The organism is Vibrio ouci, from assembly GCF_004551525.1.
GTDB lineage: Bacteria > Pseudomonadota > Gammaproteobacteria > Enterobacterales > Vibrionaceae > Vibrio > Vibrio ouci.
This window is the reverse complement of sequence record NZ_SATR01000033.1, coordinates 1-24,158: the sequence shown is the minus strand read 5'-3', so window position 1 is coordinate 24,158 and position 24,158 is coordinate 1. Positions and strand designations below refer to the sequence as shown.

At 43.0% G+C, this 24,158-nt stretch carries 24 protein-coding genes and 2 pseudogenes; 13 read left to right on the top strand and 13 right to left on the bottom strand.

The window, feature by feature from the left end; genetic code table 11:
- The first annotated feature begins 20 nt into the window (after positions 1 to 20).
- The 3 genes from ELS82_RS18220 (at position 21) to dbpA (ending at position 3,843) form a co-directional block, all read left to right on the top strand.
- On the top strand, positions 21 to 1,628 hold the full coding sequence (locus ELS82_RS18220) for a sensor histidine kinase (protein WP_134836740.1): 1,608 nt from the start codon (positions 21 to 23) through the stop codon (positions 1,626 to 1,628).
- A 78-nt stretch (positions 1,629 to 1,706) separates the two neighbouring features.
- Positions 1,707 to 2,360 (top strand): GTP cyclohydrolase I FolE, encoded by a 654-nt coding sequence (folE, locus tag ELS82_RS18215; protein WP_134836739.1) that lies wholly within the window; start codon positions 1,707 to 1,709, stop codon positions 2,358 to 2,360.
- 106 nt (positions 2,361 to 2,466) lie between these two features.
- On the top strand, positions 2,467 to 3,843 hold the full coding sequence (gene dbpA / locus ELS82_RS18210; RefSeq protein ID WP_134836738.1) for an ATP-dependent RNA helicase DbpA: 1,377 nt from the start codon (positions 2,467 to 2,469) through the stop codon (positions 3,841 to 3,843).
- Positions 3,844 to 3,914: 71 nt separating this feature from the next.
- Here dbpA and ELS82_RS18205 read toward each other — a convergent pair whose 3' ends face one another.
- A complete protein-coding gene (locus tag ELS82_RS18205) occupies positions 3,915 to 4,790 on the bottom strand; it encodes a hypothetical protein (protein WP_134836737.1) in 876 nt (291 codons plus the stop codon).
- A gap of 172 nt (positions 4,791 to 4,962) precedes the next feature.
- The gene (locus ELS82_RS18200) at positions 4,963 to 5,406 is read right to left on the bottom strand and encodes an exoribonuclease R (RefSeq protein ID WP_134836736.1); all 444 of its coding nucleotides are present in this window, start codon (positions 5,404 to 5,406) and stop codon (positions 4,963 to 4,965) included.
- 523 nt (positions 5,407 to 5,929) lie between these two features.
- On the opposite strand from ELS82_RS18200, the gene ELS82_RS18195 reads away from it, so the two are divergent.
- Positions 5,930 to 7,138, top strand: a complete 1,209-nt coding sequence (locus tag ELS82_RS18195; protein ID WP_053439208.1) for a NupC/NupG family nucleoside CNT transporter — start codon at positions 5,930 to 5,932, stop codon at positions 7,136 to 7,138.
- A gap of 89 nt (positions 7,139 to 7,227) precedes the next feature.
- Here the strand turns inward: ELS82_RS18195 and ELS82_RS18190 are convergent, their stop codons facing one another.
- Positions 7,228 to 8,142, bottom strand: a complete 915-nt coding sequence (locus tag ELS82_RS18190) for a LysR family transcriptional regulator (RefSeq protein ID WP_134836735.1) — start codon at positions 8,140 to 8,142, stop codon at positions 7,228 to 7,230.
- 570 nt (positions 8,143 to 8,712) lie between these two features.
- On the opposite strand from ELS82_RS18190, the gene ELS82_RS18185 reads away from it, so the two are divergent.
- Together ELS82_RS18185 and tdh are read left to right on the top strand one after the other, a co-directional pair.
- On the top strand, positions 8,713 to 9,906 hold the full coding sequence (locus tag ELS82_RS18185; protein WP_134836734.1) for a glycine C-acetyltransferase: 1,194 nt from the start codon (positions 8,713 to 8,715) through the stop codon (positions 9,904 to 9,906).
- A gap of 80 nt (positions 9,907 to 9,986) precedes the next feature.
- On the top strand, positions 9,987 to 11,018 hold the full coding sequence (gene tdh / locus ELS82_RS18180; protein ID WP_134836733.1) for an L-threonine 3-dehydrogenase: 1,032 nt from the start codon (positions 9,987 to 9,989) through the stop codon (positions 11,016 to 11,018).
- Positions 11,019 to 11,129: 111 nt separating this feature from the next.
- Here tdh and ELS82_RS27910 read toward each other — a convergent pair whose 3' ends face one another.
- The 6 genes from ELS82_RS27910 to ELS82_RS26955 form a co-directional block, all read right to left on the bottom strand.
- Positions 11,130 to 11,588 carry a tyrosine-type recombinase/integrase gene (locus ELS82_RS27910; protein WP_244230818.1) on the bottom strand — a complete coding sequence of 153 codons (459 nt, stop codon included), beginning with the start codon at positions 11,586 to 11,588 and terminating at the stop codon, positions 11,130 to 11,132.
- Positions 11,589 to 11,687: 99 nt separating this feature from the next.
- Entirely contained in the window at positions 11,688 to 11,969 is a 282-nt protein-coding gene (locus ELS82_RS27905; RefSeq protein WP_440870482.1) for a phage integrase, read from the bottom strand.
- Positions 11,929 to 12,078, bottom strand: coding sequence for a hypothetical protein (locus tag ELS82_RS26380; RefSeq protein ID WP_167489383.1), 150 nt, complete (start codon positions 12,076 to 12,078; stop codon positions 11,929 to 11,931). The genes ELS82_RS27905 and ELS82_RS26380 overlap by 41 nt, the downstream gene beginning before the upstream one ends.
- Positions 12,079 to 12,658: 580 nt before the next feature.
- Entirely contained in the window at positions 12,659 to 13,828 is a 1,170-nt protein-coding gene (locus tag ELS82_RS18170) for an ATP-grasp domain-containing protein (RefSeq protein WP_134836732.1), read from the bottom strand.
- A complete protein-coding gene (locus ELS82_RS18165; RefSeq protein WP_244230816.1) occupies positions 13,809 to 14,948 on the bottom strand; it encodes an MFS transporter in 1,140 nt (379 codons plus the stop codon). The genes ELS82_RS18170 and ELS82_RS18165 overlap by 20 nt, the downstream gene beginning before the upstream one ends.
- Positions 14,949 to 14,992: 44 nt before the next feature.
- A complete protein-coding gene (locus ELS82_RS26955) occupies positions 14,993 to 15,916 on the bottom strand; it encodes a phytanoyl-CoA dioxygenase family protein (RefSeq protein WP_244230815.1) in 924 nt (307 codons plus the stop codon).
- A gap of 544 nt (positions 15,917 to 16,460) precedes the next feature.
- Between ELS82_RS26955 and ELS82_RS18145 the strand changes: the two are divergent.
- Together ELS82_RS18145 and ELS82_RS27490 are read left to right on the top strand one after the other, a co-directional pair.
- A pseudogene (locus ELS82_RS18145) lies at positions 16,461 to 16,698 on the top strand (integrase core domain-containing protein); the annotation flags it as partial.
- A 51-nt stretch (positions 16,699 to 16,749) separates the two neighbouring features.
- Positions 16,750 to 17,097, top strand: coding sequence for a KilA-N domain-containing protein (locus tag ELS82_RS27490; protein ID WP_369333524.1), 348 nt, complete (start codon positions 16,750 to 16,752; stop codon positions 17,095 to 17,097).
- A gap of 258 nt (positions 17,098 to 17,355) precedes the next feature.
- Here ELS82_RS27490 and ELS82_RS18135 read toward each other — a convergent pair whose 3' ends face one another.
- The 3 genes from ELS82_RS18135 to ELS82_RS18125 form a co-directional block, all read right to left on the bottom strand.
- Positions 17,356 to 17,802: a hypothetical protein gene (locus tag ELS82_RS18135; RefSeq protein ID WP_134836730.1), complete on the bottom strand. Its 447-nt coding sequence runs from the start codon at positions 17,800 to 17,802 to the stop codon at positions 17,356 to 17,358.
- 318 nt (positions 17,803 to 18,120) lie between these two features.
- Positions 18,121 to 19,767, bottom strand: coding sequence for an ABC transporter substrate-binding protein (locus tag ELS82_RS18130; protein WP_134836729.1), 1,647 nt, complete (start codon positions 19,765 to 19,767; stop codon positions 18,121 to 18,123).
- A gap of 422 nt (positions 19,768 to 20,189) precedes the next feature.
- Positions 20,190 to 20,372 carry a hypothetical protein gene (locus ELS82_RS18125; protein ID WP_134836728.1) on the bottom strand — a complete coding sequence of 61 codons (183 nt, stop codon included), beginning with the start codon at positions 20,370 to 20,372 and terminating at the stop codon, positions 20,190 to 20,192.
- A gap of 602 nt (positions 20,373 to 20,974) precedes the next feature.
- Between ELS82_RS18125 and ELS82_RS18120 the strand changes: the two genes are divergently transcribed.
- The 5 genes from ELS82_RS18120 to ELS82_RS18100 all read left to right on the top strand — a co-directional run bounded on the left by ELS82_RS18120 (position 20,975) and on the right by ELS82_RS18100 (position 23,827).
- Positions 20,975 to 21,478 (top strand): hypothetical protein, encoded by a 504-nt coding sequence (locus ELS82_RS18120; protein WP_134836727.1) that lies wholly within the window; start codon positions 20,975 to 20,977, stop codon positions 21,476 to 21,478.
- The gene (locus ELS82_RS18115) at positions 21,475 to 21,909 is read left to right on the top strand and encodes a hypothetical protein (RefSeq protein ID WP_134836726.1); all 435 of its coding nucleotides are present in this window, start codon (positions 21,475 to 21,477) and stop codon (positions 21,907 to 21,909) included. Before ELS82_RS18120 ends, ELS82_RS18115 begins: the two co-directional genes overlap by 4 nt.
- 155 nt (positions 21,910 to 22,064) lie before the next feature.
- Entirely contained in the window at positions 22,065 to 22,430 is a 366-nt protein-coding gene (locus ELS82_RS18110; protein WP_134836725.1) for a hypothetical protein, read from the top strand.
- A 66-nt stretch (positions 22,431 to 22,496) separates the two neighbouring features.
- Positions 22,497 to 22,949: a hypothetical protein gene (locus ELS82_RS18105; RefSeq protein ID WP_134836724.1), complete on the top strand. Its 453-nt coding sequence runs from the start codon at positions 22,497 to 22,499 to the stop codon at positions 22,947 to 22,949.
- 353 nt (positions 22,950 to 23,302) lie between these two features.
- Positions 23,303 to 23,827 (top strand): prepilin-type N-terminal cleavage/methylation domain-containing protein, encoded by a 525-nt coding sequence (locus ELS82_RS18100; RefSeq protein WP_134836760.1) that lies wholly within the window; start codon positions 23,303 to 23,305, stop codon positions 23,825 to 23,827.
- Positions 23,828 to 24,019: 192 nt separating this feature from the next.
- Here ELS82_RS18100 and ELS82_RS18095 read toward each other — a convergent pair.
- Positions 24,020 to 24,158, bottom strand: a pseudogene (locus ELS82_RS18095) (IS3 family transposase); the annotation flags it as partial.

Genomic DNA, 24,158 nt, shown 5'->3' with positions numbered 1-24,158 from the left:
GCGACTTGGTGTGATGGTTTATGCAAACAAGCCACTCAATCAATAAAAGACTGACGCTGCTTATCGTCATGTTTAGTACAGTTGTTACGCTGTTTATTACCGCGTTTCAACTCTATACAGATTTTCTAGTCGCAACAGAAAGCATTAAGGTAAGCCAACAGTATATTTTCACTTCTTATAAAGATGCGTTGGAAGAGAGTCTATGGGTACTAAATAATGAACTCATTGAGTCGCAGATAAACGGCATAATCAGTATTCCAGATATCAGTTATGTGCGAATTGAAGACACAGCCGAAGAATACTGGGAGCAAGGTACTCCCAAAGATAAACATGTTCTACAACAAACGATTAGTCTTGAGTATTCCTACATCAATCAGAAAGCGATACTGCTTGGCCATTTGATCGTTCAGTCCGACTTGTGGGTTGTGTATAACAGCTTAATCGACAAGGCGTTAGTTATCTTACTTTCCAATGGGCTGAAAACCTTTATCGTCGCGGGATTTATCATCTATTTGGTCAAGGCTCTGGTGACGGAACCGTTGAATCAAATGAGTGAGTACTTTAAAGCTTATCAGTTCCAGCGTGATAACCCACCTATGATTATTGAGCGCAAAGCGGCCAATGACGATGAAATTGATTTTATGGTCACCATGGTTAATCGCATGTGTAATGAACTCAGCGAATCCTATGGTTCAGTATTGGAATCAAAACATCAGCTCGCCAAAGCCTTAGAAGAAAAGCAAGTTCTTCTTGAGCGAGAAATTGAGTTCAAACAGGGACTTGAGCTGATGGTCAAAGACCGGACACAAGAGCTTGAAGACACACTCAGCGAGCTCAAAGAGACTCAAGCAACCATGATTGAGAGCGAGAAAATGGCATCGCTTGGTTCATTAGTTGCTGGCGTGGCTCATGAGATAAACACCCCTTTGGGCGTAAGTATCACGTCGAGTAGCTTTGCATCAAGCGAAATTAACCAGATCATTAAGGAGTACGAAGAAGGCAAGCTTAAGTCGAGTACCTTTGGTGATGCAATGCGTAACGTACACCAGTCTATGGGGATTTTAAGTGCCAATTTAGAACGAGCTGCGGTGCTTGTAGCCAGTTTTAAACAAGTCGCTGTCGATCAAACTAATGAAACAGTCAGCCAATTTAATATCAAGGAGCATATAGAAAAGTTGCTGCTTTCGCTCTCCCATGAGCTTCGGATTCGCAACGTGGCCGTCGAATTTCATTGTGATGATGGTATTGAGGTAAAAAGCTACGCCAGCGCATACATTCAAACGTTTACCAACCTGATCACCAATAGTCTCAACCATGGCTTTGATGGTTGGGAGCATGAAAAGTGTATCGTGATCACTATATCTGAGCAGGAAGAGGAGATGGTCATCGATTATCGTGACACTGGCCGCGGCGTTGATGTTAGTGTGAAAGACAAAATTTTTGAACCTTTCGTTACCACTAAGCATGGTTCAGGGGGAACGGGGCTAGGGGGAAACATCATTTACAACACGGTTTGTCAAAGGCTGAAAGGGAAAATCAAATATGTCGATGAAGAGCAATCAGGCGCGCACTTTGTCATCACTCTTCCCCTCAAGCTAGACAATAGCATCGATAACGATCCCCACTGACAAAATGTGGGTGTAATTAATCACAAATCCGAGTATCCTTGTCTGCCATCCGAAAGGGGTAAAGTAAGAGGAAGTGGTATGTCAGGTCTTAGCGAATCAGCGAAGTTAGTTAAAGATGCGCTAGAGCAACGAGGATTAGAAACGCCAATGGTGCCTAATCAGTTCAGTCGAGATGAGAAAAAAGAGAAAATTCAACACCATATGCGTGAGATTCTTTCTCTGTTAGAACTTGACCTTACCGATGATAGCCTTGAAGAAACACCACAACGCATCGCAAAGATGTACGTTGATGAGATTTTCTCAGGGTTGGATTATTCAAACTTCCCTAAAATCACGGTTATCGAAAATAAGATGAACGTGAGCGAGATGGTACGCGTGAAAGACATTACCGTAACCAGTACTTGTGAACACCATTTAGTGACGATTGATGGCCGTGCTGCCGTGGCTTATATCCCACGTGGTAAAATCATTGGCTTATCAAAGATCAATCGTATTGTTCGATTCTTTGCTCAGCGCCCACAAGTACAAGAGCGAATGACACAGCAAATCCTGGTGGCATTGCAAACATTGCTAGAGTCTGATGACGTAGCAGTAACGATTGATGCGACACACTACTGCGTGAAATCACGCGGCGTAATGGATGCAACCAGCGAAACAACCACAACAGCGCTTGGTGGTATCTTCAAGTCGAATCCAGCAACAAGACATGAGTTCCTGCACGGAATTCGATAGGGCTGAGTAACGATTCAACCGATTTTCAAACCGCTTCGTTATTGAAGCGGTTTTTGTTTTTTTCGTTAACCGAACTTTGGTTAACACATCCTTAAAGGATAAAATTGTGACAACTTCATTTAAAACTCTGAACCTAAGACCTGAGCTGACTGAAACACTTGATAGCCTTGGCTACACAGAGATGACGCCTATTCAGCAGCAAGCACTGCCTATGGTATTAGCCGGTAAAGATGTTATCGGCCAAGGTAAAACGGGTTCAGGTAAAACGGCAACGTTCTCGTTGGGCCTACTAAGCAATCTCAACGTAAAGCGTTTCCGTGTACAGACTTTAGTTCTTTGTCCAACACGTGAGCTAGCAGATCAAGTTGCGAAAGAGATCCGTACGTTAGCGCGCGGCATTCACAACATTAAAGTGCTAACACTGTGTGGCGGTATGCCAATGGGACCACAAATTGGTTCACTTGAGCACGGCGCGCATATCTTAGTCGGTACGCCGGGTCGTATTCTTGACCACATGTCTAAAGGACGCATTAGCCTTGATGAGTTAAATACTCTGGTACTGGACGAAGCGGACCGTATGCTAGATATGGGCTTTGAAGATGCAATTGATACCATCATTGATGCAGCACCGGCTAAACGCCAGACGCTACTATTCAGTGCGACCTTCCCAGATAACATCGATTCTTTGGCTGCCAAAGTGATGGTTAACCCAGAAATGGTTAAGGTTGAATCAACGCATCAAAAGAGCACCATCGAACAGCGTTTCTTCAAGCTGAATACCACTGAAGAGCGTGATGATGCACTAGAGGCTCTACTTCTGACGCACAAGCCAGAATCTTCAGTTGTGTTCTGTAACACTAAGAAAGAAGTACAAAACGTAACGGATGAGCTAAGCCATCGCGGTTTTAGTGTGGTTGAACTTCATGGTGATATGGAGCAACGCGAACGTGAACAAGCGCTGACGATGTTTGCCAACAAGAGTATCTCTATTCTTGTGGCGACAGACGTAGCAGCTCGCGGTTTAGACGTTGATAACCTTGATGCCGTATTCAACTTTGAGTTGTCACGTGACCCAGAAGTTCACGTACACCGCATTGGCCGTACTGGCCGCGCAGGTTCGAAAGGCGTAGCATTTAGCTTCTACAGCGAGAAAGAAGAATACCGTGTTGCGCGTATTGATGAGTACATGGATATCGCAATCAATGCATCAGAGCTACCAGAGAAGCCTGTTGAACGCGCTTTCTATCCAAAAATGCAGACGATTCAAATCTTAGGCGGCAAAAAGCAAAAAGTGCGTGCTGGTGATATCTTAGGTGCGCTAACTAAGCAGGCAGGCTTAGATGGTAAGAAAATTGGCAAGATTAATATTCTAGCGATGGTTTCTTATGTCGCGGTTGAGCATGACATCGTTAAGCCAGCGCTAAAGCAATTACAAACGGGAAAAATGAAAGGGCGTAACTTTAAAGCTCGTATCATGAAGTAATTCTTTAGCTTATAGTATGAATACGCAGAACCCCACCAATTGGTGGGGTTCTTTTGTTTGTATGGCTGGGACTAAATGTTGTGGAATAAGATCTCTAGCCGAAGCGTGGCTTTGAATTCACCTTCGCGCTCGGTGTCAGGATCTTTAGACCAATTGTATTCAGGTATTAACTCGTAAAAGAACCAAGGGCGCAGAATGTTTTGACGATAGGTGACTGACATGTGCGTGTTGGAAATATAATGGTACGGACGATTAGTGCCAGTTGTACTTAATTGATAGCTAAGTGCTTGCTGGTCTGAGATATGTTGGTAGAGGGTAAGGCCTGAGCCTAGCTCCCAACCTTTAATATCATCTTCATAGGTGGCGAAGTTGCTCCATCGAAGTAGAAACTCAGGGCTAATTGAGTAATCAAGGTCGAGCTCTGTGGATTCACCAGTAAGCTTTTTCTTTTGATACACTTTCTGCGTTGCGCGCAGCAGCAGATCTTCGGAGATCGGATAGGTGTAGCGGAAACGTGCCTCTGCACCAGGGTGAGCGGTTAGCTTGAAGTTAAGACTGGTTCGCTCGCTGTTGAGCCAGTCGTATCGCAGCGCGAAGACATTTTCGGCATCGTCGCTGTTATTTGGGAATAGGCCAAACAGGTCATCTTCATCATCTGACTCAATGACCAGTTTTAGTCGCTTGGTCACTTTAGGTAAGTAAAAGCGCGCTTTTAAGCGGGTCTTATATTGGTAGCCTTCACCCTCAACATAAGAAAAATCGTTTCGCCAGCGAATCACGCTACCCGCATTGGCATCTTCATCAATACGTTCATCGACAAAGAAGTTATCAAACCATATTGCAGGCTGACAAACGCGACTATTAACGTAGTTAAAAGCGGTATCAAGGATTTGTGCTGAGTCGGGCTGGCTGTGGCACGAAGAGTAATCGACTTCATCTTCAGCCAAACAAGTAACGCTTACAAATAAGAGTGGGAGAGCAATTGAACGCAATGGAAATACAACAATAGAAAACTTAAAGATAAGTATGGCGAGGATTGATTCGCTTGGTCAATAACTAAGTTGATTGATGAACAGAAAGTAAAATGCCAATCGCAGAAGTGATTGGCATTGGCAATGATTAAGATTGAGCGATTTGCGCGTACTGGCGAAGTAGGTCGGTCAAAGTAGTCACCCATTCAAGCGCATTTTGTGGGCTCTGCTTAAGGAGAACCTCGACGTGGTTACAGTGGGTCTCAAGGGGAATCGCACGCTCAAGGTGGAAAGAGACCGTATAAAAGTGCCACAGTAATAGACGCTGCATGCGCAGAATGTTTTGCTCTTTGTTCTCTGATTCACTGAACAGGGCAGGAAGCTCGCTGAGCGCAATCGCATTCATTCGAAGCATGGCATCAAACTGCGCTTCTTGCAGCTTATCTTCGTTTTCAGTTTCACTTTGCTCGAAAGTAAAAAGCTCCGTCATGGACTCTTCAGGAACAAGTCGATGAACCATACGAAGGCTAAGCTCTTCGAGTTCATCTCGAGACATTACAGAGAGAGATTGATAAGTGTAATCGCGTTGCATTGTTTTTCTCAGAGATGATGAGTAGGGCAGGTATTCTAACGGCTCACAGGCAGATTGCTAGTAAAGAAGCGCTTTAAAAAGGCAAAAAAAGCCCCGCAATCGGGCGGGGAAACTTTATTGTTGTGCTTGCTAGGTTAGCCTATGACGTTGCTAGAGAACTTATTCTTGTCGTAAATCTCATTCCTTAAAATTAGAAGCTATTGATAACTTAGCCAGTAAATAATTAATATTTTTTCTCAATCGCTTGAAAAGTGTGATGCCGATTCAACAAAACTTCGAGCAAATTTCGCCATTCAATTTGTCAAGATGGCGTTAAACAGAGAACTAGATTTAGTCATGTTGATTGAAATATGAACGCTTGAACGTTTGCGTGAAAATATGTGATGAATATCTCACTTGCGGCGCTATACTTTCCGCCCGGTTGAGAGTAATCGCTCTACCAATACAAGCCGTCACACGGAATGGTGAATGACCCCATGGACAGGACCAGCTATCTATTCAATGCTTGTAGAGGTAATTTTAAATGAATGTGTTATTTGGCTTAATCGGTGTGGCATCTCTGCTGCTTTGTGCAGTGTTGCTATCAGAAAGTCGAAAATCAATTAACTGGAAAACAGTGTCGCGCGCTTTAATGCTTCAAGTAGGCTTTGCCGCGTTAGTCTTGTATTTTCCTTTAGGCCAAGCGGCTTTAACATCCTTAAGTGGTGGTGTTTCGAGTCTATTGGGCTTCGCCGATGAAGGGATTAAATTCCTGTTTGGTGATTTAGCTAGCACTGGCTTCATTTTTGCGGTTCGCGTCCTTCCTATTATCATTTTCTTCAGTGCCCTTATTTCTGCCCTTTACTACTTAGGCATCATGCAAAAAGTTATCGAGTTTATCGGTGGCGGCATCCAAAAATTCTTAGGTACCAGTAAAGCAGAGTCGTTAGTTGCGACAGGTAACATCTTCCTTTCACAGGGTGAATCTCCACTTCTTGTTCGTCCTTTCCTTTCTCGAATGACTCGTTCTGAACTGTTTGCTGTAATGGCTGGTGGTATGGCATCGGTAGCGGGTAGTGTACTTGGTGGCTATGCGGGTTTAGGCGTTGAGCTTAAGTACTTAATCGCTGCAAGCTTCATGGCGGCACCAGGTAGTTTGATGATGGCTAAAATCATCGTACCTGAGCGCGACACACCAGTTGATCAATCGGATATCGAGATGGATCAAGCGCAAGAAAGCAACGTAATTGATGCACTTGCAAGTGGTGCGATGAACGGTATGAAAGTCGCGGTTGCAGTAGGTACTATGCTTATTGCTTTCGTGAGTGTTATCGCAATGGTTAACACTGGCCTAGAAAGCCTAGGTGAAGTGGCAGGCTTTAGCGGTATTACACTGCAAGCGCTATTCGGTTACCTATTCTCACCTTTAGCTTGGCTGATTGGTGTTCCTTCAAATGAAGTCCTAATGGCTGGTTCATACATCGGTCAGAAGATCGTAATGAACGAGTTCGTTGCTTTCATCGACTTTGTTGAGCACAAAGCGCTGCTATCTGAGCACACTCAAGTTATCGTAACGTTCGCACTGTGTGGTTTTGCTAACATCGGTTCGATTGCTATCCAGCTTGGCTCTATCGGTGTTATTGCTCCAGAGCGTCGTTCGGAAGTGGCTAACCTAGGTATCAAAGCGGTACTAGCGGGTACATTAGCTAACCTGATGAGTGCGTGTTTAGCGGGTATCTTTATCCTGCTTTAATCAATACCTAGTTTCCAAATATAAAGCCCAGAGTGAATGCTCTGGGCTTTTTTGTTTTGTATTGCTGCTTTTGGTTATTGTCTTTCGGGCTACTGGTTTCTAAGTTGCTCAGTGATGTAATCAATAAACCCACGCAGTCTAGCCGGCATATACTTGGTCTGTGGGTATTGCATCGCAATTGCACCATGATAATTACTCTTGATTGTCCAATCTGATAAAACAGGCACCACTTGCTTTTGTGCGATGGCATCAGCAATCACAAAGTCATGAAAGATCCCAATTCCTAGCGCATTTTTTACACCAGTTAAACGCATCTGGGAGTGGTTAACCGCGTAACGACCTGATACCGAAACTGAGTGGTACTCGTCGTCCTTGAAGAAGTCCCAAATATGGTCACGATCGTTTTCCGCCAGATACAAACAATCGTGCTGCTCTAACTCTGTTGGGTGTTCGGGCATGCCTCTTTGAGCGATGTAATCAGGACTCGCGCAAAGTACTAGGTTAGTTTTACTGACTTCCTTAAGAACCAAGTTTTCATCCGGTTTATCAGTCAGTTTGAACGCCACATCAATGCCATCACGAATAAGATCAATCTCACCGTCTGCAACACGAAGCTTAAGCTGAATATCAGGGTGTTGTCGTAAGAACGGCACAACGTGGGGCTGTAATACAGAGTTTAGAAAGGCTTCTGGCGCTGCGACGGTCAGTGCACCAGACATCTCTTCATGGGCCGATGTTGAAAGCTCAACCGCTTGTTTGGCCGCATTTAGCATTACCATTGCTTGGTCGTAAACTTGCTGGCCCGCGCGAGTGATAATCAGTTTACGCGTAGTACGTTCAAACAGTTTGACCGACAGTGATGACTCTAGCCGAGTGACCAGTTTACTCAACGCAGAAGGCGTTACGTTCAACTGCTTCGCCGCCGCGGTAAAGCTGCCTTCATCGACAATAAGGATGAAGCTGGCAAGATCAGGAAGTAGGGCAATGAGTTTGGTATTTTTCATAATCCGTTGTGGTTAATTGTTTGTTAATAATGTTATGTTGAGATTGCGATCGCAGTTTATGACAGCACTGTACGATATGTTGAAAGGGTCGTAATAGTCAAAGGAGATGACTTATGCAGCAAGCCACTACGTTACTCGATCTTTGGTCCATGCTTGAAAACATCTTATTTACCGCACTGGGTGTCTTCGCATTTTCTGTAATGACATTGATGCTCGAAAATCGCGAGTAAAATCTAATTTCCTCAATATGACTAGCCTTTGACGGGCGCGCCATGGAAAGTTTGGTCGCCCTTAGGTTTTTCCTGCAAGTAACAACTCCTAAGCTTACCTCATTCAAACATCAATAATAACAACCTTATAAGCAGTAACCTGTGACCTTGGTCATTAAACGCTCTTATTTGTGCCTGGTGTTCACTAATGTTTTTCCACTCGGTGGGATAATGAAAATTACGTGCTTGAATTACACTTAAGACATTAGATTTTGCTCTTCAGAACTTGTTTGGTAAAACAAGGCTGAAGACGGGAAGCAAGTGACACGACTTGCCAATAATAACTAGGAAGGAATTTGCAATGTCTTCTGCATTCTACAATCAGATCCAACAACAAATCGAAGAAGTAAAGGCGGAAGGCCTTTATAAGTCTGAGCGCGTAATTACTTCTCAGCAGCAAGCCGCTGTTAAGATCTCAACAGGTGAAGAAGTACTTAACTTCTGTGCAAACAACTACCTTGGTCTAGCGAACCACCCTGAGCTTATCGAAGCAGGTAAAGCGGGTATGGATCAGCACGGCTTTGGTATGGCTTCTGTACGTTTCATCTGTGGTACTCAAGACATCCACAAAGAGCTAGAAGACAAGCTTTCAACATTCCTAGGTAAAGAAGATACTATCCTTTACACATCGTGTTTCGACGCGAATGCAGGCCTATTTGAAACAATCTTAGGCAAAGAAGATGCAATCATCTCTGATGCACTAAACCACGCTTCAATCATCGACGGTGTACGTCTATGTAAAGCAATGCGCTTCCGTTACTCGAACAACAACATGGAAGAGCTAGAGCAGCAACTTATCGCAGCGAAAGAAGCAGGCGCTCGCCACATTCTTATCGTGACTGACGGTGTGTTCTCAATGGACGGCGTAGTTGCAAACCTTCCTGCTATCTGTGACCTAGCAGATAAGTACGGCGCACTGACAATGGTTGATGACTCGCACGCAGTTGGCTTTATGGGTAAAACTGGCGCTGGTACGCACGAGTTCCACAACGTTGTAGACCGTATCGATATCATCACGGGTACGCTAGGTAAAGCAATGGGCGGCGCATCAGGCGGTTACACGTCTGGTAAAGCTGAAGTGATTGACTGGCTACGTCAGCGTTCTCGTCCGTACCTATTCTCTAACTCCGTTGCTCCTGCGATCGTAAACGCTTCAATCCGCGTTCTTGATCTATTGAAAGAGAGTGGCGAACTTCGTGACCGTCTATGGGAAAACGCAGCACACTTCCGCACACGTATGGAAGACGCTGGCTTCACGATGGGTGGTGCAGACCACGCAATCATTCCAATCATGCTGGGTGATGCAAAAGTAGCTGCAGAGTTCGCTGAGCGCGCACTTGAGAAAGGCATCTACGTTGTGGGCTTCTCATTCCCAGTAGTACCAAAAGGCCAAGCACGTATCCGTACTCAGATGTCTGCAGCGCATTCACGCGAGCAGCTAGACCGTGCGATCGACGCATTCATCGCAGTTGGTAAAGACATGGGCATCATCTAATTTTCGCAATAGACGAAAATAGATAACACAAAATTATTGATTCTCGCCCGAACGGTGGGCGAGATGAATTAGGTAACAATATGAAAATTAAAGCTCTTTCTAAGCTAAAGCCTGAAGAAGGCATCTGGATGACTGAGGTTGAGAAACCTGAAGTTGGCCACAACGACCTTCTAATAAAGATTAAGAAAACGGCGATCTGTGGTACAGACGTACACATCTACAACTGGGACGAATGGTCACAAAAGACTATTCCTGTGCCTATGGTTGTTGGCCATGAGTATGTAGGTGAAGTTGTTGGCATGGGCCAAGAAGTTCGTGGCTTTAACATTGGCGACCGCGTATCAGGCGAAGGTCACATCACATGTGGTCACTGCCGTAACTGTCGTGGCGGCCGTACTCACCTATGTCGTAACACAACAGGTGTTGGTGTAAACCGCACTGGTGCGTTCTCAGAGTACCTTGTGATCCCAGCGTTCAACGCATTTAAGATTCCTGCAGAGATCTCTGACGATCTAGCGTCTATCTTTGACCCGTTTGGTAACGCAGTGCACACAGCGCTATCTTTCGACCTAGTGGGTGAAGACGTGCTGATCACTGGTGCAGGTCCAATCGGTATCATGGCAGCAGCAGTGGCTAAACACGTTGGCGCGCGCCATGTTGTAATTACTGACGTGAACGAATACCGTCTAGAGCTTGCTAAGAAGATGGGCGTTACACGCGCTGTAAACGTGATGGAAGAGAAGCTTGAAGACGTAATGTCTGAGCTAGGCATGACTGAAGGCTTCGACGTAGGTCTAGAAATGTCAGGTGTGCCATTTGCGTTCAACAGCATGCTAACTAATATGAACCACGGCGGTAAGATCTCTCTACTAGGTATTCCACCATCAGACATGGGTATCGACTGGAACCAAGTGATCTTCAAAGGTCTTGTCATTAAGGGTATCTACGGTCGTGAGATGTTCGAAACTTGGTACAAGATGGCTTCATTGATTCAATCAGGCCTAGATCTAACACCAATCATCACTCACCACTTTAAGGTTGATGACTTCCAAGCGGGCTTCGACGCGATGCGTAGCGGGCTGTCTGGCAAAGTTATCCTTGATTGGGAATAAGAGAATCTAGGCTATAATTATCGAAAGGCGACAGGTCAAACTGTCGCCTTTTTTACGTTTATTTACGCTAAATACCCCTCGATTACGATGAATGTCACCACTTTGTCGCCACTAATTCTCTAATGGGTTGAGGTGGACAGCTTGTATTAAATGCTCAGGGGAAAAATGAGCATAAGCCATAGTTTGTTCGATTTTGGTGTGGCCAAGGATACGCTGTAAAACCAAAATAACACCTTTGTTCATCATAAAGTGCGAAGCGAATGTATGACGTAAGACATGTGTAGCTTGCCCGTTTGGTACATGTTCAGGCAGGGCTTTTTTAATGTATCGCCAAGCATCTTTATAACTTGTACTAAAGATTTCATGGTCACTCACTGCGATGTCGAGAATCTCCCTATACAAAGCCTCAGAGATGGGGACGCTGCGATTTCGTTTCCCTTTTGTTTCTGTATAAGTCAGCTTGTACTCGGTGATTTGTGAGCGAGTTAGGGTAAGAGCCGCGCTGATACGAGCCCCCGTCGCTAAGCAAATCTTTGCAATGACAATAAGTTGAGGAATTGAGACTTTAATAACACGGTTAAAACTAGCAAGGTTTGTGAAAAATTCATCAATTTGTGGCTTAGTGAGGTAAGCTAGGTTTTTCTCTCCAGTCTTTATCGGCTCAATTGCTTATAGTGGATTAGGGAACTTCCACTGGTTGTATTTGATCAGCTTCTTGAACATCCCTTTTAGGTAAACTAGTTCAAGGTTATGAGTGGTAGGGGAGACTTCGATACTTTTATCTTTACCGCGGTAAGGAACACGTGTCGCACGATAGGTTAAGTAGTCCTGCTCTTTAAGATGGGATGCGATAGGGTTACCAAGCTCTTGTATCGTTTTCGCCATTAAATCACGAGCCTGTTTACCTGATTTAAGTGTATGACCGTGAATTGTCCACCACGCCCCAGCCAATGAATTTGATCAGTTTGTTGTTTACTTGGAAAAACATGGTAAGGGCGTGAAAGGTGACTTGTCCGCCACGGGTAAAGTGGTTGCTTTTCTTACGAGTAGGCGTGTGCATAAACGCTCCTTTGTAATAAAAAGAGGAATAGGTGGTGTGGGTGGAGTAGGTAGAAAATAAACAGTGCGTGAGGCAGGAGGTGTCACGCAAAGTGAAAAAATCCTCACTTTCAGGTGGTGTTCTATGACTTACAACTCATTTATGTGGACAATTTCGTGTTATCTAATTTTACACCTATAACTTGAAGTATTACGCCGCTAATTAGAGTCGGAATTGAGGCACCGGAGAGAGTCACATATGGCATTAATACTTTAGAAGTAAGCTAAAGCAGCTGATTAGTAGTCGAAAACATCCAATAGAACCAAGTCGAAGTCTAGATCACGCAAATCTGCTAATTGCGCAACGTCTTTAGCTTCTCACCGCAACACAACAAATTATCCCCTTGCATTATAGACTTGAAAACATATTTGTCAGCTAGGCTAGACTCAACGACTTGAGCGTCTCTAAGCCCGCAGAATGGCCGTCGATGTATTCGTGCTATCTGATCACTCCCTGAAAACGCACTTGTCAGACCACACCCAATAAACACTAAAAAGGGCACTACGGTACCCTTTATAATACTAGTTCAAGCAAAGCTAGGCTATTCAACGAGAGAAAGAGCCTTCAATACTTCAAAATCATCGAGTACTTCTGAGTAGTTTTTGCCTTTTACTACAATCGATCCCGACAAGTTTTTTACGCTATCCACACCATCATAGTAATCGCCAACCTGACAGCCGAGTTTAAGCTCAAATTGAGAATGTAAATCAACCTTATTGATCTTGTTTACACGTCCTTGTTTCACTGGGAAAATGCCTCCCATGCAGTAATAATCGTTTTTCACTATCTCTGCAATATCCAATCCGCATTCAATATCCAGAGCCATCTCAATCATATTCATATCAAATTGCGCCTGATAGATCGGAACGATAATCGCGCCCGGTGTGCGGCAAGCTGCTTCAAGAAAAACCAACTCACCGCTATCTTTCACAAAGATTTCTACGTGAGAAGGGCCATTTTTTAAGCCAAGAGATTTCACAGCAAACGCCGCAAAATTCGTCAGTTGTGCATACAACTCATGGCTTTCTTCCAGAACCAAAGAAAGGCAAGGCTTACCGAATTGAAAATCAAGATTTGGGAAAGAGTATTCACAAGCAGCTTGGAAACAAACTTCTCCATTTTTAATCAGCAGATCAACGTGGTACAACTTACCGTCAACAAACGTCTCGTACTCATAGCCCAAGCCGATATTGCACGTATTGATAACATGGTCATAATCGTGCTGGCTTCTAATCACATGTACACCAAATGCCCCTGCCGAATCTTTCGGTTTTAGAACAAAAGGCAATCCAACATGTTGTGTAATATCAGAGAACGTAATGTTCGAATGATACGCCCCATATCGAGGCACATTTACACCAGAAGCCAAGGCTTTTTCTTTCATTAAGCACTTATCTCTAAAGTATGCAGTTTCAATCACAGTCATGCCTTCAAGACCAAAGTGTTCTCTTATTTGCGCCGCTAAGTACATAAAGTCTTCTGATGCCGAGAAAACACGATCATCAGGATTCAGAAACTCTAGCGTCACCAGTTTACTCATCAATCCTTCTTCTGAACTGAAGGTAATTACCTTATAGGCGTGGTCCAGTACCTCATCACTTAACTCGGCGAACTCAGCATCTTTAACACAAACCACAATTTTTCTTTCTTTTAAAAATGTTACCGATAATGCGTTGTGACGTTTCGCTGTGTTAATACTGATAACTTTCATTTTTTACTCCACACTTTTGTTTTATTATTAATATGATCACCGATGAAGTGATACCTAGCGCTAAAGAGATATCCCATATATACGAGAAACTAAAGGCAATAACAGCACCACCTAAAATTGGGGCGATGAAATCAGATACAGAAAATAAAGATTGATAAACGGAAATCGTTTTTCCTTTCTTGCTTGTTGTATATTCCAATATAAATTGAACAGCAGGAACAAATAACAGCATCTCCCCTAATGTCCATGCACTAACAGATAAAGCTAACCCAGTATAATCACTGATATATTTCACACTGAATGTGCCTAAGGACAGGAATAGAACACCACTTATTACGCGATAGTGGATATCTATATTCTTTGTCAATACACTAAGTTTTACCTGAAATAGTACAATAATTACGCCACTAAAGGTAAAGATGTAACCGGCAATATCAGTTGGAAACTGTTTTTCACTCACGATATAAATCGTGTAGTAAACGGGAATAAAACTAAAGCAAATAAGGGACAATGTAATAGAAATGATGGAAAGCAAGTATAGAGATTGGCTTCTAGACTTCCTATTCTCAACAATATCAGAAACATGCAGTTTATTCATATCAATCTTGTAAATCGCGATTGAAGCAAACGTCGCTAAGCCGAAAAATACCATATACGCGACATAGTAATCGTTGGACCGGCTAAGGATAAAACCCATAATGCCGCTACCGATCGCAACACATAAGTTAATGATGATTCGTCTAATCGATAAAGAGTGGTTGATGTGCTCTTTATTCCTCTGGGATGTAATGATGTACAAGATCACAGATCGGCACCCCGCCAAAGACATTCCAATCAAAAAGATTGCACACACTTGGACAAACATATTGCTTTGAGAAATTAGCATTGGGATAAAAAGCCAGGGTATGGCCATTATCATAAGCACTTTTTTTGGGTTTGAATGGTCACTGGAAACGCCACCACAAATCCCCCCAAGTAACCCGCCAATCCCCAGAAAAGGCAGCATCATTGAGATGGTTTCTTGATCAATGCCAGATTGATACAGGTACAATGAGAGAAGTGAAAACCCACCTTGTAAAAAAGCGAGGAAAGTAATAGGCAAGTAAATGATTTTATTCATCGATATTAAACTGCCAGCCAATGAAGATTGGCTGGCACCTTTGATTAGTTAGTTGTTAAGGTTCTTGTTTCAATATCGTTTTTGAATAAGATACTGCTCTTTATCAACTCACCATCTTCTTGACATACATCTAAGTGGAATCGAGTCGGTCCTTTATATTTAAAGTGCTCTCTAGGGATTTCTAGGTTTAAAGCTCGTTTCTTATCATATTTGGATTCCGAACATACAAATCGCATTACAAACGCCGCACGAGCGTCAATCGGACCATCTTTCAAGAAAACACTACGGTGTATAACATGCTTATCGAAGATCAATGCGTCACCAAGTTCGTAATCATCTTGTACTGCAAAAAAGTCGAGAATCTTTTTCATTGCAGCATCATTTAACGGTCCATCGCGCAGGTGCACGAATTCTTCTAGAGAAAGTTCTGAATTGTTTTCTATTTTTTTCTGAGTCATTTCAAAAACAACGGGATCGATATCGTTGTACAGAAACTCACCAGATACTTTTGATTTCGGAACGTAAGCCATTCCACCTTGTTGAGCACTATTATTAATATGGACAAGTGGAGTCCATATGGTGCAACCGAAATCTTCAGCTTTTTGATACCCAAAACTTTGCGTTCCTATGTGCCAAGGAAAACCTTTACTATCATTTTTCTTAAGCTCAAACCCCAATCCTTGTGTATATAGCAACTCTTTACCAGATAGTTTTTTCATTACCTTTCTAAATTGAGTGTCATTCATCAAAGAAGCAATCGTCTCGTCACCTTCAAATAAATCAAAAGCAATACGACTAAAGCCCGACTGATATTTATCACTTGGTGCCGAAATATCATTATCGATTTTCTTTTTTACAGTACTAATAAACTCTTGGGAAAAAACACCTTTAAGAAGAAGAAAGCCATCTTGTTGGAATTTTTTGATATCTGATTCAGTTATTTGGAAATTTTTATTTGTTAAGTTCATTGTTATTTTTATCAATTAATTAAACAGCATGGTATGCATGAGAGCGCATAGCAATTAATAACGCTCGAAAAGCATATACTCAACCTTACGTTGTTTTGCTCTAACAGGATATTTATTAATCCTTATTAATACTTAAGACTAATCGCCGAGTGCAGTCAGTTCAATCACCAACGAGAGGAGCCATGACAACCAAGAAGAATGCGCTCTCCCACTCTGCTGAATTTTAACAAGACGCCCTGACCGGCGACAGCCAGACAATTCTATTTACACCAACCTCAGCTCTGCGACGCGCTATTTCATTTCAAAATGTATGCGCTGATAAATTGATCTAGATCATGTTTAAGTGTAACAAATACAACCAATATTTAACGTTGTTCAAAATTTTGAAAACTCGTGATGTTTTCTGAGGTGCTAGCTTTTGCGAACCAGAAAAAGTGTAGAGGTAGATAATGTGCTGTTTTTACGTACAATTAATCACCTCTCTTAATACAAAAGATAATAGCTATCAAAATTAGCAAGGTGAAAACAGAAGTTAACTGACCATGGCATAAGGATCAGCATGGATGGAAAAGGTTACTGGGTTGACAACGTTTTTATCGAACGATTATGGCGTAGCCTGAAATATGAGGAGGTTTACTTCAAAGCTTACACGACACCTCGTGAAGCCGAGATTGAAAAATGGCAACGACATGGTGTTTTATAATAAAGAACGTAACCATCAAGGACTCAATGACCTCACTCCGGATAAAGCCTACTTCGGCAGTCAAATATACGCTGCATGAGCTGGATCAATGAACTTGAGATCGATCTAAGCTCTTTAGATTGTGAGAGCTATGAATGAAATAGAGCAAAGCAGGAATTCCTGCTTTGGTGAAAACTCCCAAAGTGCAAATTCGCACTTTGCCTTAAACACCAAGCGTGGCGGTTGCAATTCTGGTACCTGGGCATGCAAAGAACTGGTCTACTCATACGCCATGTGGATTAGCCCTAAGTTCCACCTAAACGTTATTCGTGCGTTCGATAGTATGAGTACCAATCAAACACTTCCACTATCATCTCCAATTCCCCCATCTGACTTATCACTGAATGACCTCATCTACGAACTCGCCAAAGCAAAAAACATCACCACGCAGAATATCCACATCCATTACAACTCGATCTTCAACACTAACGTTTGGTAACAAGAGCAAGGCTTCGAGCACGCGTTAGCAAAAAGAATAATAAAACAGGATTTAGCCAACGCACTGCGTACTCAGTCACCTCAATAACAGCAACTTAAACAACAAGCCAAACAACACGGCTTAACGCTAATCGATGAGGTTATGGCTTTAAGCCGAAACCACAACGCTTTAATGAGTCAGGTGTTGTGAAGTGTGCAAAGAAATCACTGCGTGACACAACAAGTGTCACGCAGTAAACAGGGGCTGTTAGTTCAATGATTAGTAAGCCCAGGTCCCAATTCGGTGCGCTTGAGGGACTTTATCGTAACAAGGGTACTTTATTTGTAAGCCATATTGGATAAGTCCTGACATCGGTTTAAACATGCCTTTTCCTTTGGGCAAGTTATTTGGACGACGTTGTATATCAATTTCCAATGTTTCCCAAATCAGAGTTTCAATAAATTGAGTAGGGTTGTCTGCATTATGACTGACAGTAGGCAAGTGCCCACCTTTGGGGCAAAACCAAGGCACGACATTGGTGTCAATTTGTCGGTTGATACCACCAATATATGATGTCTGTACCCCCCATAAATATTCCTTAAGCAGTTTGTACTCAGGCGTATCTGGCTTATCGATGTACAGAATAAAAAAGGACAGGTTATCGACTTGAGTCATGCTTCGTTTGTCGATAGCAAATAACTCATCAGAAGCATAGTGTTGCTTCAATTCAATAACCAAAGCTTCAAGCTCTGGGCTTTTGTGCCAAGTGCTGCAGTGTGGCAGATCCTCGCCTCGGTAGGGGGCCCATGTTATTCGTTCATTTCTCAAGGTTAAAATCACTCGCCCAAGCTTGCTACGACAGTGTATTGAATAACCTGCTATCTGCGTCTTGAAATACAGTAAAACCCTAACGTTCATAAAACTGTTTCGCACCATCTCAACGCCATTATATACACCTCGCATGTCTCTAGCGTCCAGCGGCTACATTAAGCCTCATGAATGTCAGGGCCTGATTGTTCCTTATATTGGCTAAGCCAACGACAATTAATTGATCGGTTCGGGTTCAATCATGTACAAATCTTTTGAGTAGACATTATTCTCAGGGTTATCAGAAGAATAACCGCCAACGTTGGGGCTCACGAGTTGTACTTGCACTGACTGATAAAGAGGGGCGATCGGCATTTCATCCGCCAGAAAATTTTCCATTTCTTGATAATGTAGCGCTCTCACCTCAGATTCGACAGCCTGCCTCGCCATTTGAGCGATTTTGTCATAGTCCTGATTTTTAAAATGGCTCCCTCCGGCTGTGTTGTTACTCTCCATTAATGAGGTAAACGTAGATGCTTCATTGTAATCGCCACACCACGCAATCAAACTGCTCTCAAATTCACCTTGATTTGTGCTGTTGAGATAAGTTTTCCACTCCTGATTTTCAAGGATCACATTCACGCCCAACGCTTTTTTGAGCATAGACTGTATGGCAACCGCCAGTTTTTTTTGATTGTTAGAGTTAGGGAACAATAACCGAACAGATAAAGGGTTGTTGATATCATACCCTGCTGATTTCAAATACTGTTTGGCCAGCTCAATGCGTTTTTCTTGAGATAAGGTTGAGTATTGAGGTGGTGATGGCTTGAAGCCTGCTACGTTATTTGGTGTGAGGTTGTAAGACGAACGCTGCCCTTGCTTTAATATTTTTTGAGTCAGTACATCACGGTCAATGACATAAGAAATAGCCCGACGAATACGTACATCATTGAAGGGTGAGGTCAACGCATTAAAGCGCATGTAGTTTGTGCATAGAAGCCCCTGAACAGAGACTGACTCAGGATACTGTTCTGTCAGCCTCTGAAAGTGCTCTAAAGGTACCGTCGATGTTATGTCTATCTCGCCAGCTAAAAAACGGTTCATTTCTGAAACGGGATCATCTATCGGCAAAATGGAAACACGATTGATAGTGGTCTTGTCGTTATCCCAATATTGAGGGTTTCGTCTGAGGTCAATACGTTCGTTGATGATCCATGTGAGTAATGTATATGCCCCGTTTCCGACGAAGTTATGTGGTCTGATCCATTTATCGTCGTATTTCAGAACGGTCGCTTTAGGGACTGCGACAAGACTGCTATGACTGGCCATCATTACGAAATGTGGGGTTGCTTCGTCTAACTCAACTCGTAATGTTCGTTCATCAAGCGCGGTGACGCCAAGTTGGTCTGGCGCTTTTTCCCCTGCGATAATCGCTTTCGCGTTTTGTACGGTCGCAAGTTCAAGAAACCAAGCGTAGGGTGAGGCAGTTTTGGGATCAACTAATCGCTGAAAACTGAAAACAAAATCAGCGGCGGTTACCGGCGTTCCGTTCGACCATTTAGCATCAGGTCTAAGGTAAAACGTGTATGTTTTATTGTCTTCGGTGGACCAGTGACTGGCTACACCAGGCTTAATATTTCCAAGAGGGTCTTGGATCACCAATCCTTCAAGTACATCTCGGATCACATTTGATCCTGCGACACCCTGTACTTTATGAGGGTCAATGGATGCAACCTCAACGCCATTTCCTTTAATTAAGGTTTGTATGTCAGCTAAACGGTCAGCAGCGATAGCCCGAGGGCCTGCCAATAACGACAGACAAACAATGAAAATAGAATAAAATTGATAGCTTTGTTTACGGTTCCTTGTGATACATAACTTCATGGCAGGCTCTCATTTATCATTTAGTTGTGCCTAACTAAATGCAGCATGCAGTCGAACCATTGCAAATATGTTATTTATAATTTATCGCGAATTTCACCCACTTCCCTCAGAAAGATGCGCCCAAGCCAAAAGGGAAGGGGGAACTCACTAGCATATAAACGTATATCAATACGTGTATTACTGAATATCAGAATTGAATATCAGAATTGAATATCAGAATTGAATATCAGAATTGAATATCAGAATTGAATATCAGAATTGAATATCAGAATTGAATATCAGAATTGAATATTTGGATTCAATATTTGGATTCAATATTTGGATTCAATATTTGGATTCAATATTTGGATTCAATATTTGGATTCAATATTTGGATTCAATAAAGTGAGTAGTTATATTGTGTCCACTTTTCGTGGGGTACACTAGTTGATCTCAAACTGGCTGTTTACGAAATCTCGTTGTTGTAATGGTTTGTCTCTCTTAACCTCGTCTCCGAGAAGTCGCAGCTTGTCGATGGTCAAAGAGAAGGAAACTTCTCCTGCCGTTCCCCCTGTGGCAGTCAGCAGAAACATTGCCGTCACAATGAAGTGTTTGATGGTCGTCATACTTTGTCTCCTTGATTGAATAAACACACTTGGTGCGCTTGTCGTCTTAGTACCGAGTGCTTGGGTTTACCATCAAAACTTAGCGAGTAATTGCGTTATAAGAGGCATTAATAATGTTTAATTATCAGGAGCATTCAGTCACCTTGAACCATATGACGGGGAAATGAGCCCCAAAATGGTGATGGTCCAAGAATCTCTCTCAAAGTTCGCTTCACCCAACGAATAACCGCCCGAGATGAACGTCTCTTGCTCTTCGATAACTAGCATGCCATACAAGGTCGAGTTCTCGTTGACGGGCAGTTGTGTTTTCTTTGCAGCCTGGCCCTGGCGCGCGTCGCAGAGCTGAGGTTGGTGTAAAGAGAATTGTCTGGCTGTCGCCGGTCAGGGCGTCTTGTTAAAATTCAGCAGAGTGGGAGAGCGCATTCTTCGTGGTTGTCATGGCTCCTCTCGTTGGTGATTGAACTGACTGCACTCGGCGATTAGTCGTAAGTATTAATAAGGATTAATAAATGTCCTGTTCGAGCAAGACAAGGTAATCTAGGTGAAGAAGTGCAGGCAGTGATACGCACTCTTTCGATTAGTTGACAATAAGGTGAGTTCTTATGAAAACTCCTTGTTTACAAACCATACTGGGTATAACACTGTTATTTCCTCCCGCCGCCCTATGTGTCCCCCCTTATCATCCGGACTTAACCTCAATCGGTAACCGCTGGAAGGTTTCGATGTATAGTTTGGAAGATGGCAAGAACCATGGTTGGAAAGATCACATCGTCTGTTTTAAGAAAACGCGTGTCGAAGGCTCTCATCAAAACTATGAATGGCATTCATCCGGTGCAGATGTCCTTGTAGGGTATGCGGCTCAAGAAGGCGACCAAGTCTTTATGTATGCCTTTGCAAATATGGGGGCGCGTCCGAAATTCAGCAGAATCAGTTGGGAATTGTCCAACAAAAACCTCGGAGCCGGACACTGGGTGGAGTGGCGATTTCCTCATGATACTCAGTTGGACCACTTTTCAAAAGCGCTGTTTAAAAGAGACGGGAATTGCGCTGATAACACAACATCGAGCAAAGCAGAACAAAGCCCGGATATCGGAAGTGAACTATGAAGAATCGTTACCTTGCTCTCATAGCTATCGCGCCTTTCTTCATTCAAACATCTGTAGCGAGTTCAGCGCTTACTCCTAATCTGACCGATGGTGGTAATCGCTGGAAACTAACCAGCAACCACGATGCATGGCCCGCCAGCAACAATCCTCATTATGCTTACTATTGTTTCACAAACTATATTCAGGACGGAAATGTACAGTATTACAGCTGGGTGGGTGAAACGTTCTCTTCTTCTGGCTATGCTGCTCAAAAAGGCAGCCAGATCTTTATGTATGGTAATGGCAAGTTATATGCGGTGGGAATGAACTGGTGGTTGGTGGAGGCAAACCGTGGGCTAGGGCATATGACATCATTCTTTCCTGCCAACCTTAGCAATGGCAACTTTTTTAACGTCGATTTTTCCCGGGCCGGAAACTGCAAGAGTGAGTAATTTCACTGAGCCTAACAAACATTGAGCAACCACCTATGCGTACACGAAAATTTTCTCGCTTGTTATTATTGATCATAATTTCCTCATTCTCCTCTCCGGGCCATTCTGCTCCCCCATACTCCCCAGATCTGGTGACTGGTGGGAAAAAATGGAAAATGACCACCTATAAGGATGGTGAGCCTGTCGTCAGGCGAGGAAAACAAATCATTTGCTTTGAAAAAACCAACACCGTCGGATCTATTCAATATTATCAGTGGTGGTCAAGTTTCTTTGACCATGATGGGGGAGTGGCGGCTCAAAAAGGCGATGTGGTCGTGATGTACGCTTCATTCTTCCCATTTGAGGATGAGAAATACCGAAAAGGGTATGTCGGCGTTAACTGGGAATTCACGAATGAAGGCTTGGGGGCTGGTCACTTTACCAACTTCAAGATTAGCAAAGACGGCAGCATTGCCTCACCCAGTTACCTGACTGCACAGCTCAAACGATTGGGCAACAACGACTGTCCCAACAAGCCCTAGTGCAAGCTGTCTTGCCGCGATGCATGACTCTTATCCACACTCTATCTAACACCAAAGGTATAGGCTATGAGAACCGTTGAATTCTCTCTTCTTCTAAGCACTGGGATTTTACTCACCTCAACTCCTGTGCAGGCGGCGACACCATTTATTCCAGATCTGACCAAGATAGGGAATCGATGGACCTTCCAAACCAACGATAATTCTTCTGATCAAAAAACGATAACCCCAAAGAAGACTGCTTGCTTCACTAAGTACCCTTCTCCCTTTGATCCCAATGGCGAACGTTATCGATGGCATTTAGCAGGGGACCCCAATACAAAAGGATACGCCAGACAAGAAGGCGATCAAATCATGATGTTTAAAGTCGATAGCTCAAACGCTTCAAGAAGTTTTGTTTTTTGGGAGTTTTCTGAACGAAACATAGGGTTTGGGACAATGGTCTCATGGGATGATAACGGCGACCATAAATTTGAGAAGATCTATCTGGAGAGAACAGAAGGGGTAAACTGCAACACATGATTTGAGCAAGGTATCTGATCTCGAATAATATGGTAGGAACCTACAATGAATGAAGTCCAGAGATGCAGAGACAACCTTCATTGGTCGGTCTCACACAAAAACTCGCGGTGTCACTTCAAGCAAGTTTAGTGTTTATGGCGCAATTGGACAAAAATCGCTTCTGCTTAGCAGAAGGTTTCAAATTCCTACTATTTGTCTCGCTTTTTACACTTGAATGAAATTTTCTAAATTGAATTACGAAAATCTATTTGATTAATCGACACTTTTTGCCAACTGTCATTTTATACATATCAGTTCTTTTGGGGGGAAACATCATGAGAATTTCACCTTTAGTATCAGGAACTGAATACTGTATACAGCAAAATAAAGGATTTACACTGATAGAACTTATAGTAGTTATCGTCATACTTGGTGTAATTGCCGTAATTGCTGCGCCTCGATTTCTTAATTTGAACAAGGATGCCAAAGCCAATACTATGCTCAATGTAGGAGCAGGAATGGAGTCTGCATTAACACTTTTATACAGTCAGGCGGTAATTGAAGGGCAAGATATTGGCGACGGGGAAGTTACAATTGGTGGAGTAACAGTACCGCTTTTAAACGGTTATCCATCGGTGGACGGTAACGATACTTTTGAACAAATCAATGCTCAAGTACAGGTGTGGTTCAACATCGATTCGGTCGGGAAAAACGTCATTGAGACTGACCCTAACGCAGCCCCTTTTTTCATCGACAAAAAGTCTAGTCGTAATCAAATATATATTTTCTTTAGCGGCGCTCCTACTGATGGAGACCGCACTGAGTACGGTTGTCAAGTACGTTATCAAAATCCAGAGAATGAAGGCCCCTTGGTTCGCGTGTTAACAGATGCTTGTTGATTTGGTTACTCATTTCTTTGCAATAAAGTCTGGTTCAACGAAACTTTATTGTAGCGGTGAGATGAATTAGGGCACTTGATGGTAAGTGACCTCACCTTCTCAGATACATCACATCATGCCAGACAAAAACAAACCTCTTCTCAATTCTCTTAAATTTAAAGAACAATCCCTAATGATGGTAGAGTGTAGTGGTCAACTAAAATTGGCCACAGTTTTGTAAGTTTTCCAGTAAAGCCTTTCTGACTCATTCGGAGTCAGGCCACCATTATACTGGTGCGGCCTGATTTGGCTGTAATATCTGATGATATAGCCAACAACACTTTGCCAAGCT

Coding starts and splice junctions, on each gene's coding strand:
- ELS82_RS18200 (WP_134836736.1), bottom strand. CDS start 5,406: ATGCAACGCGATTACACTTATCAATCTCTCTCTGTAATGTCTCGAGAT.
- ELS82_RS18195 (WP_053439208.1), top strand. CDS start 5,930: ATGAATGTGTTATTTGGCTTAATCGGTGTGGCATCTCTGCTGCTTTGT.
- ELS82_RS18220 (WP_134836740.1), top strand. CDS start 21: ATGCAAACAAGCCACTCAATCAATAAAAGACTGACGCTGCTTATCGTC.
- ELS82_RS18190 (WP_134836735.1), bottom strand. CDS start 8,142: ATGAAAAATACCAAACTCATTGCCCTACTTCCTGATCTTGCCAGCTTC.
- ELS82_RS26955 (WP_244230815.1), bottom strand. CDS start 15,916: ATGAACTTAACAAATAAAAATTTCCAAATAACTGAATCAGATATCAAA.
- tdh (WP_134836733.1), top strand. CDS start 9,987: ATGAAAATTAAAGCTCTTTCTAAGCTAAAGCCTGAAGAAGGCATCTGG.
- ELS82_RS18110 (WP_134836725.1), top strand. CDS start 22,065: ATGACCACCTATAAGGATGGTGAGCCTGTCGTCAGGCGAGGAAAACAA.
- ELS82_RS18130 (WP_134836729.1), bottom strand. CDS start 19,767: ATGAAGTTATGTATCACAAGGAACCGTAAACAAAGCTATCAATTTTAT.
- ELS82_RS18105 (WP_134836724.1), top strand. CDS start 22,497: ATGAGAACCGTTGAATTCTCTCTTCTTCTAAGCACTGGGATTTTACTC.
- ELS82_RS18170 (WP_134836732.1), bottom strand. CDS start 13,828: ATGAAAGTTATCAGTATTAACACAGCGAAACGTCACAACGCATTATCG.
- ELS82_RS18115 (WP_134836726.1), top strand. CDS start 21,475: ATGAAGAATCGTTACCTTGCTCTCATAGCTATCGCGCCTTTCTTCATT.
- ELS82_RS26380 (WP_167489383.1), bottom strand. CDS start 12,078: ATGCACACGCCTACTCGTAAGAAAAGCAACCACTTTACCCGTGGCGGA.
- ELS82_RS18125 (WP_134836728.1), bottom strand. CDS start 20,372: ATGACGACCATCAAACACTTCATTGTGACGGCAATGTTTCTGCTGACT.
- ELS82_RS18120 (WP_134836727.1), top strand. CDS start 20,975: ATGAAAACTCCTTGTTTACAAACCATACTGGGTATAACACTGTTATTT.
- folE (WP_134836739.1), top strand. CDS start 1,707: ATGTCAGGTCTTAGCGAATCAGCGAAGTTAGTTAAAGATGCGCTAGAG.
- ELS82_RS18185 (WP_134836734.1), top strand. CDS start 8,713: ATGTCTTCTGCATTCTACAATCAGATCCAACAACAAATCGAAGAAGTA.
- ELS82_RS27490 (WP_369333524.1), top strand. CDS start 16,750: ATGAATGAAATAGAGCAAAGCAGGAATTCCTGCTTTGGTGAAAACTCC.
- ELS82_RS18165 (WP_244230816.1), bottom strand. CDS start 14,948: ATGAATAAAATCATTTACTTGCCTATTACTTTCCTCGCTTTTTTACAA.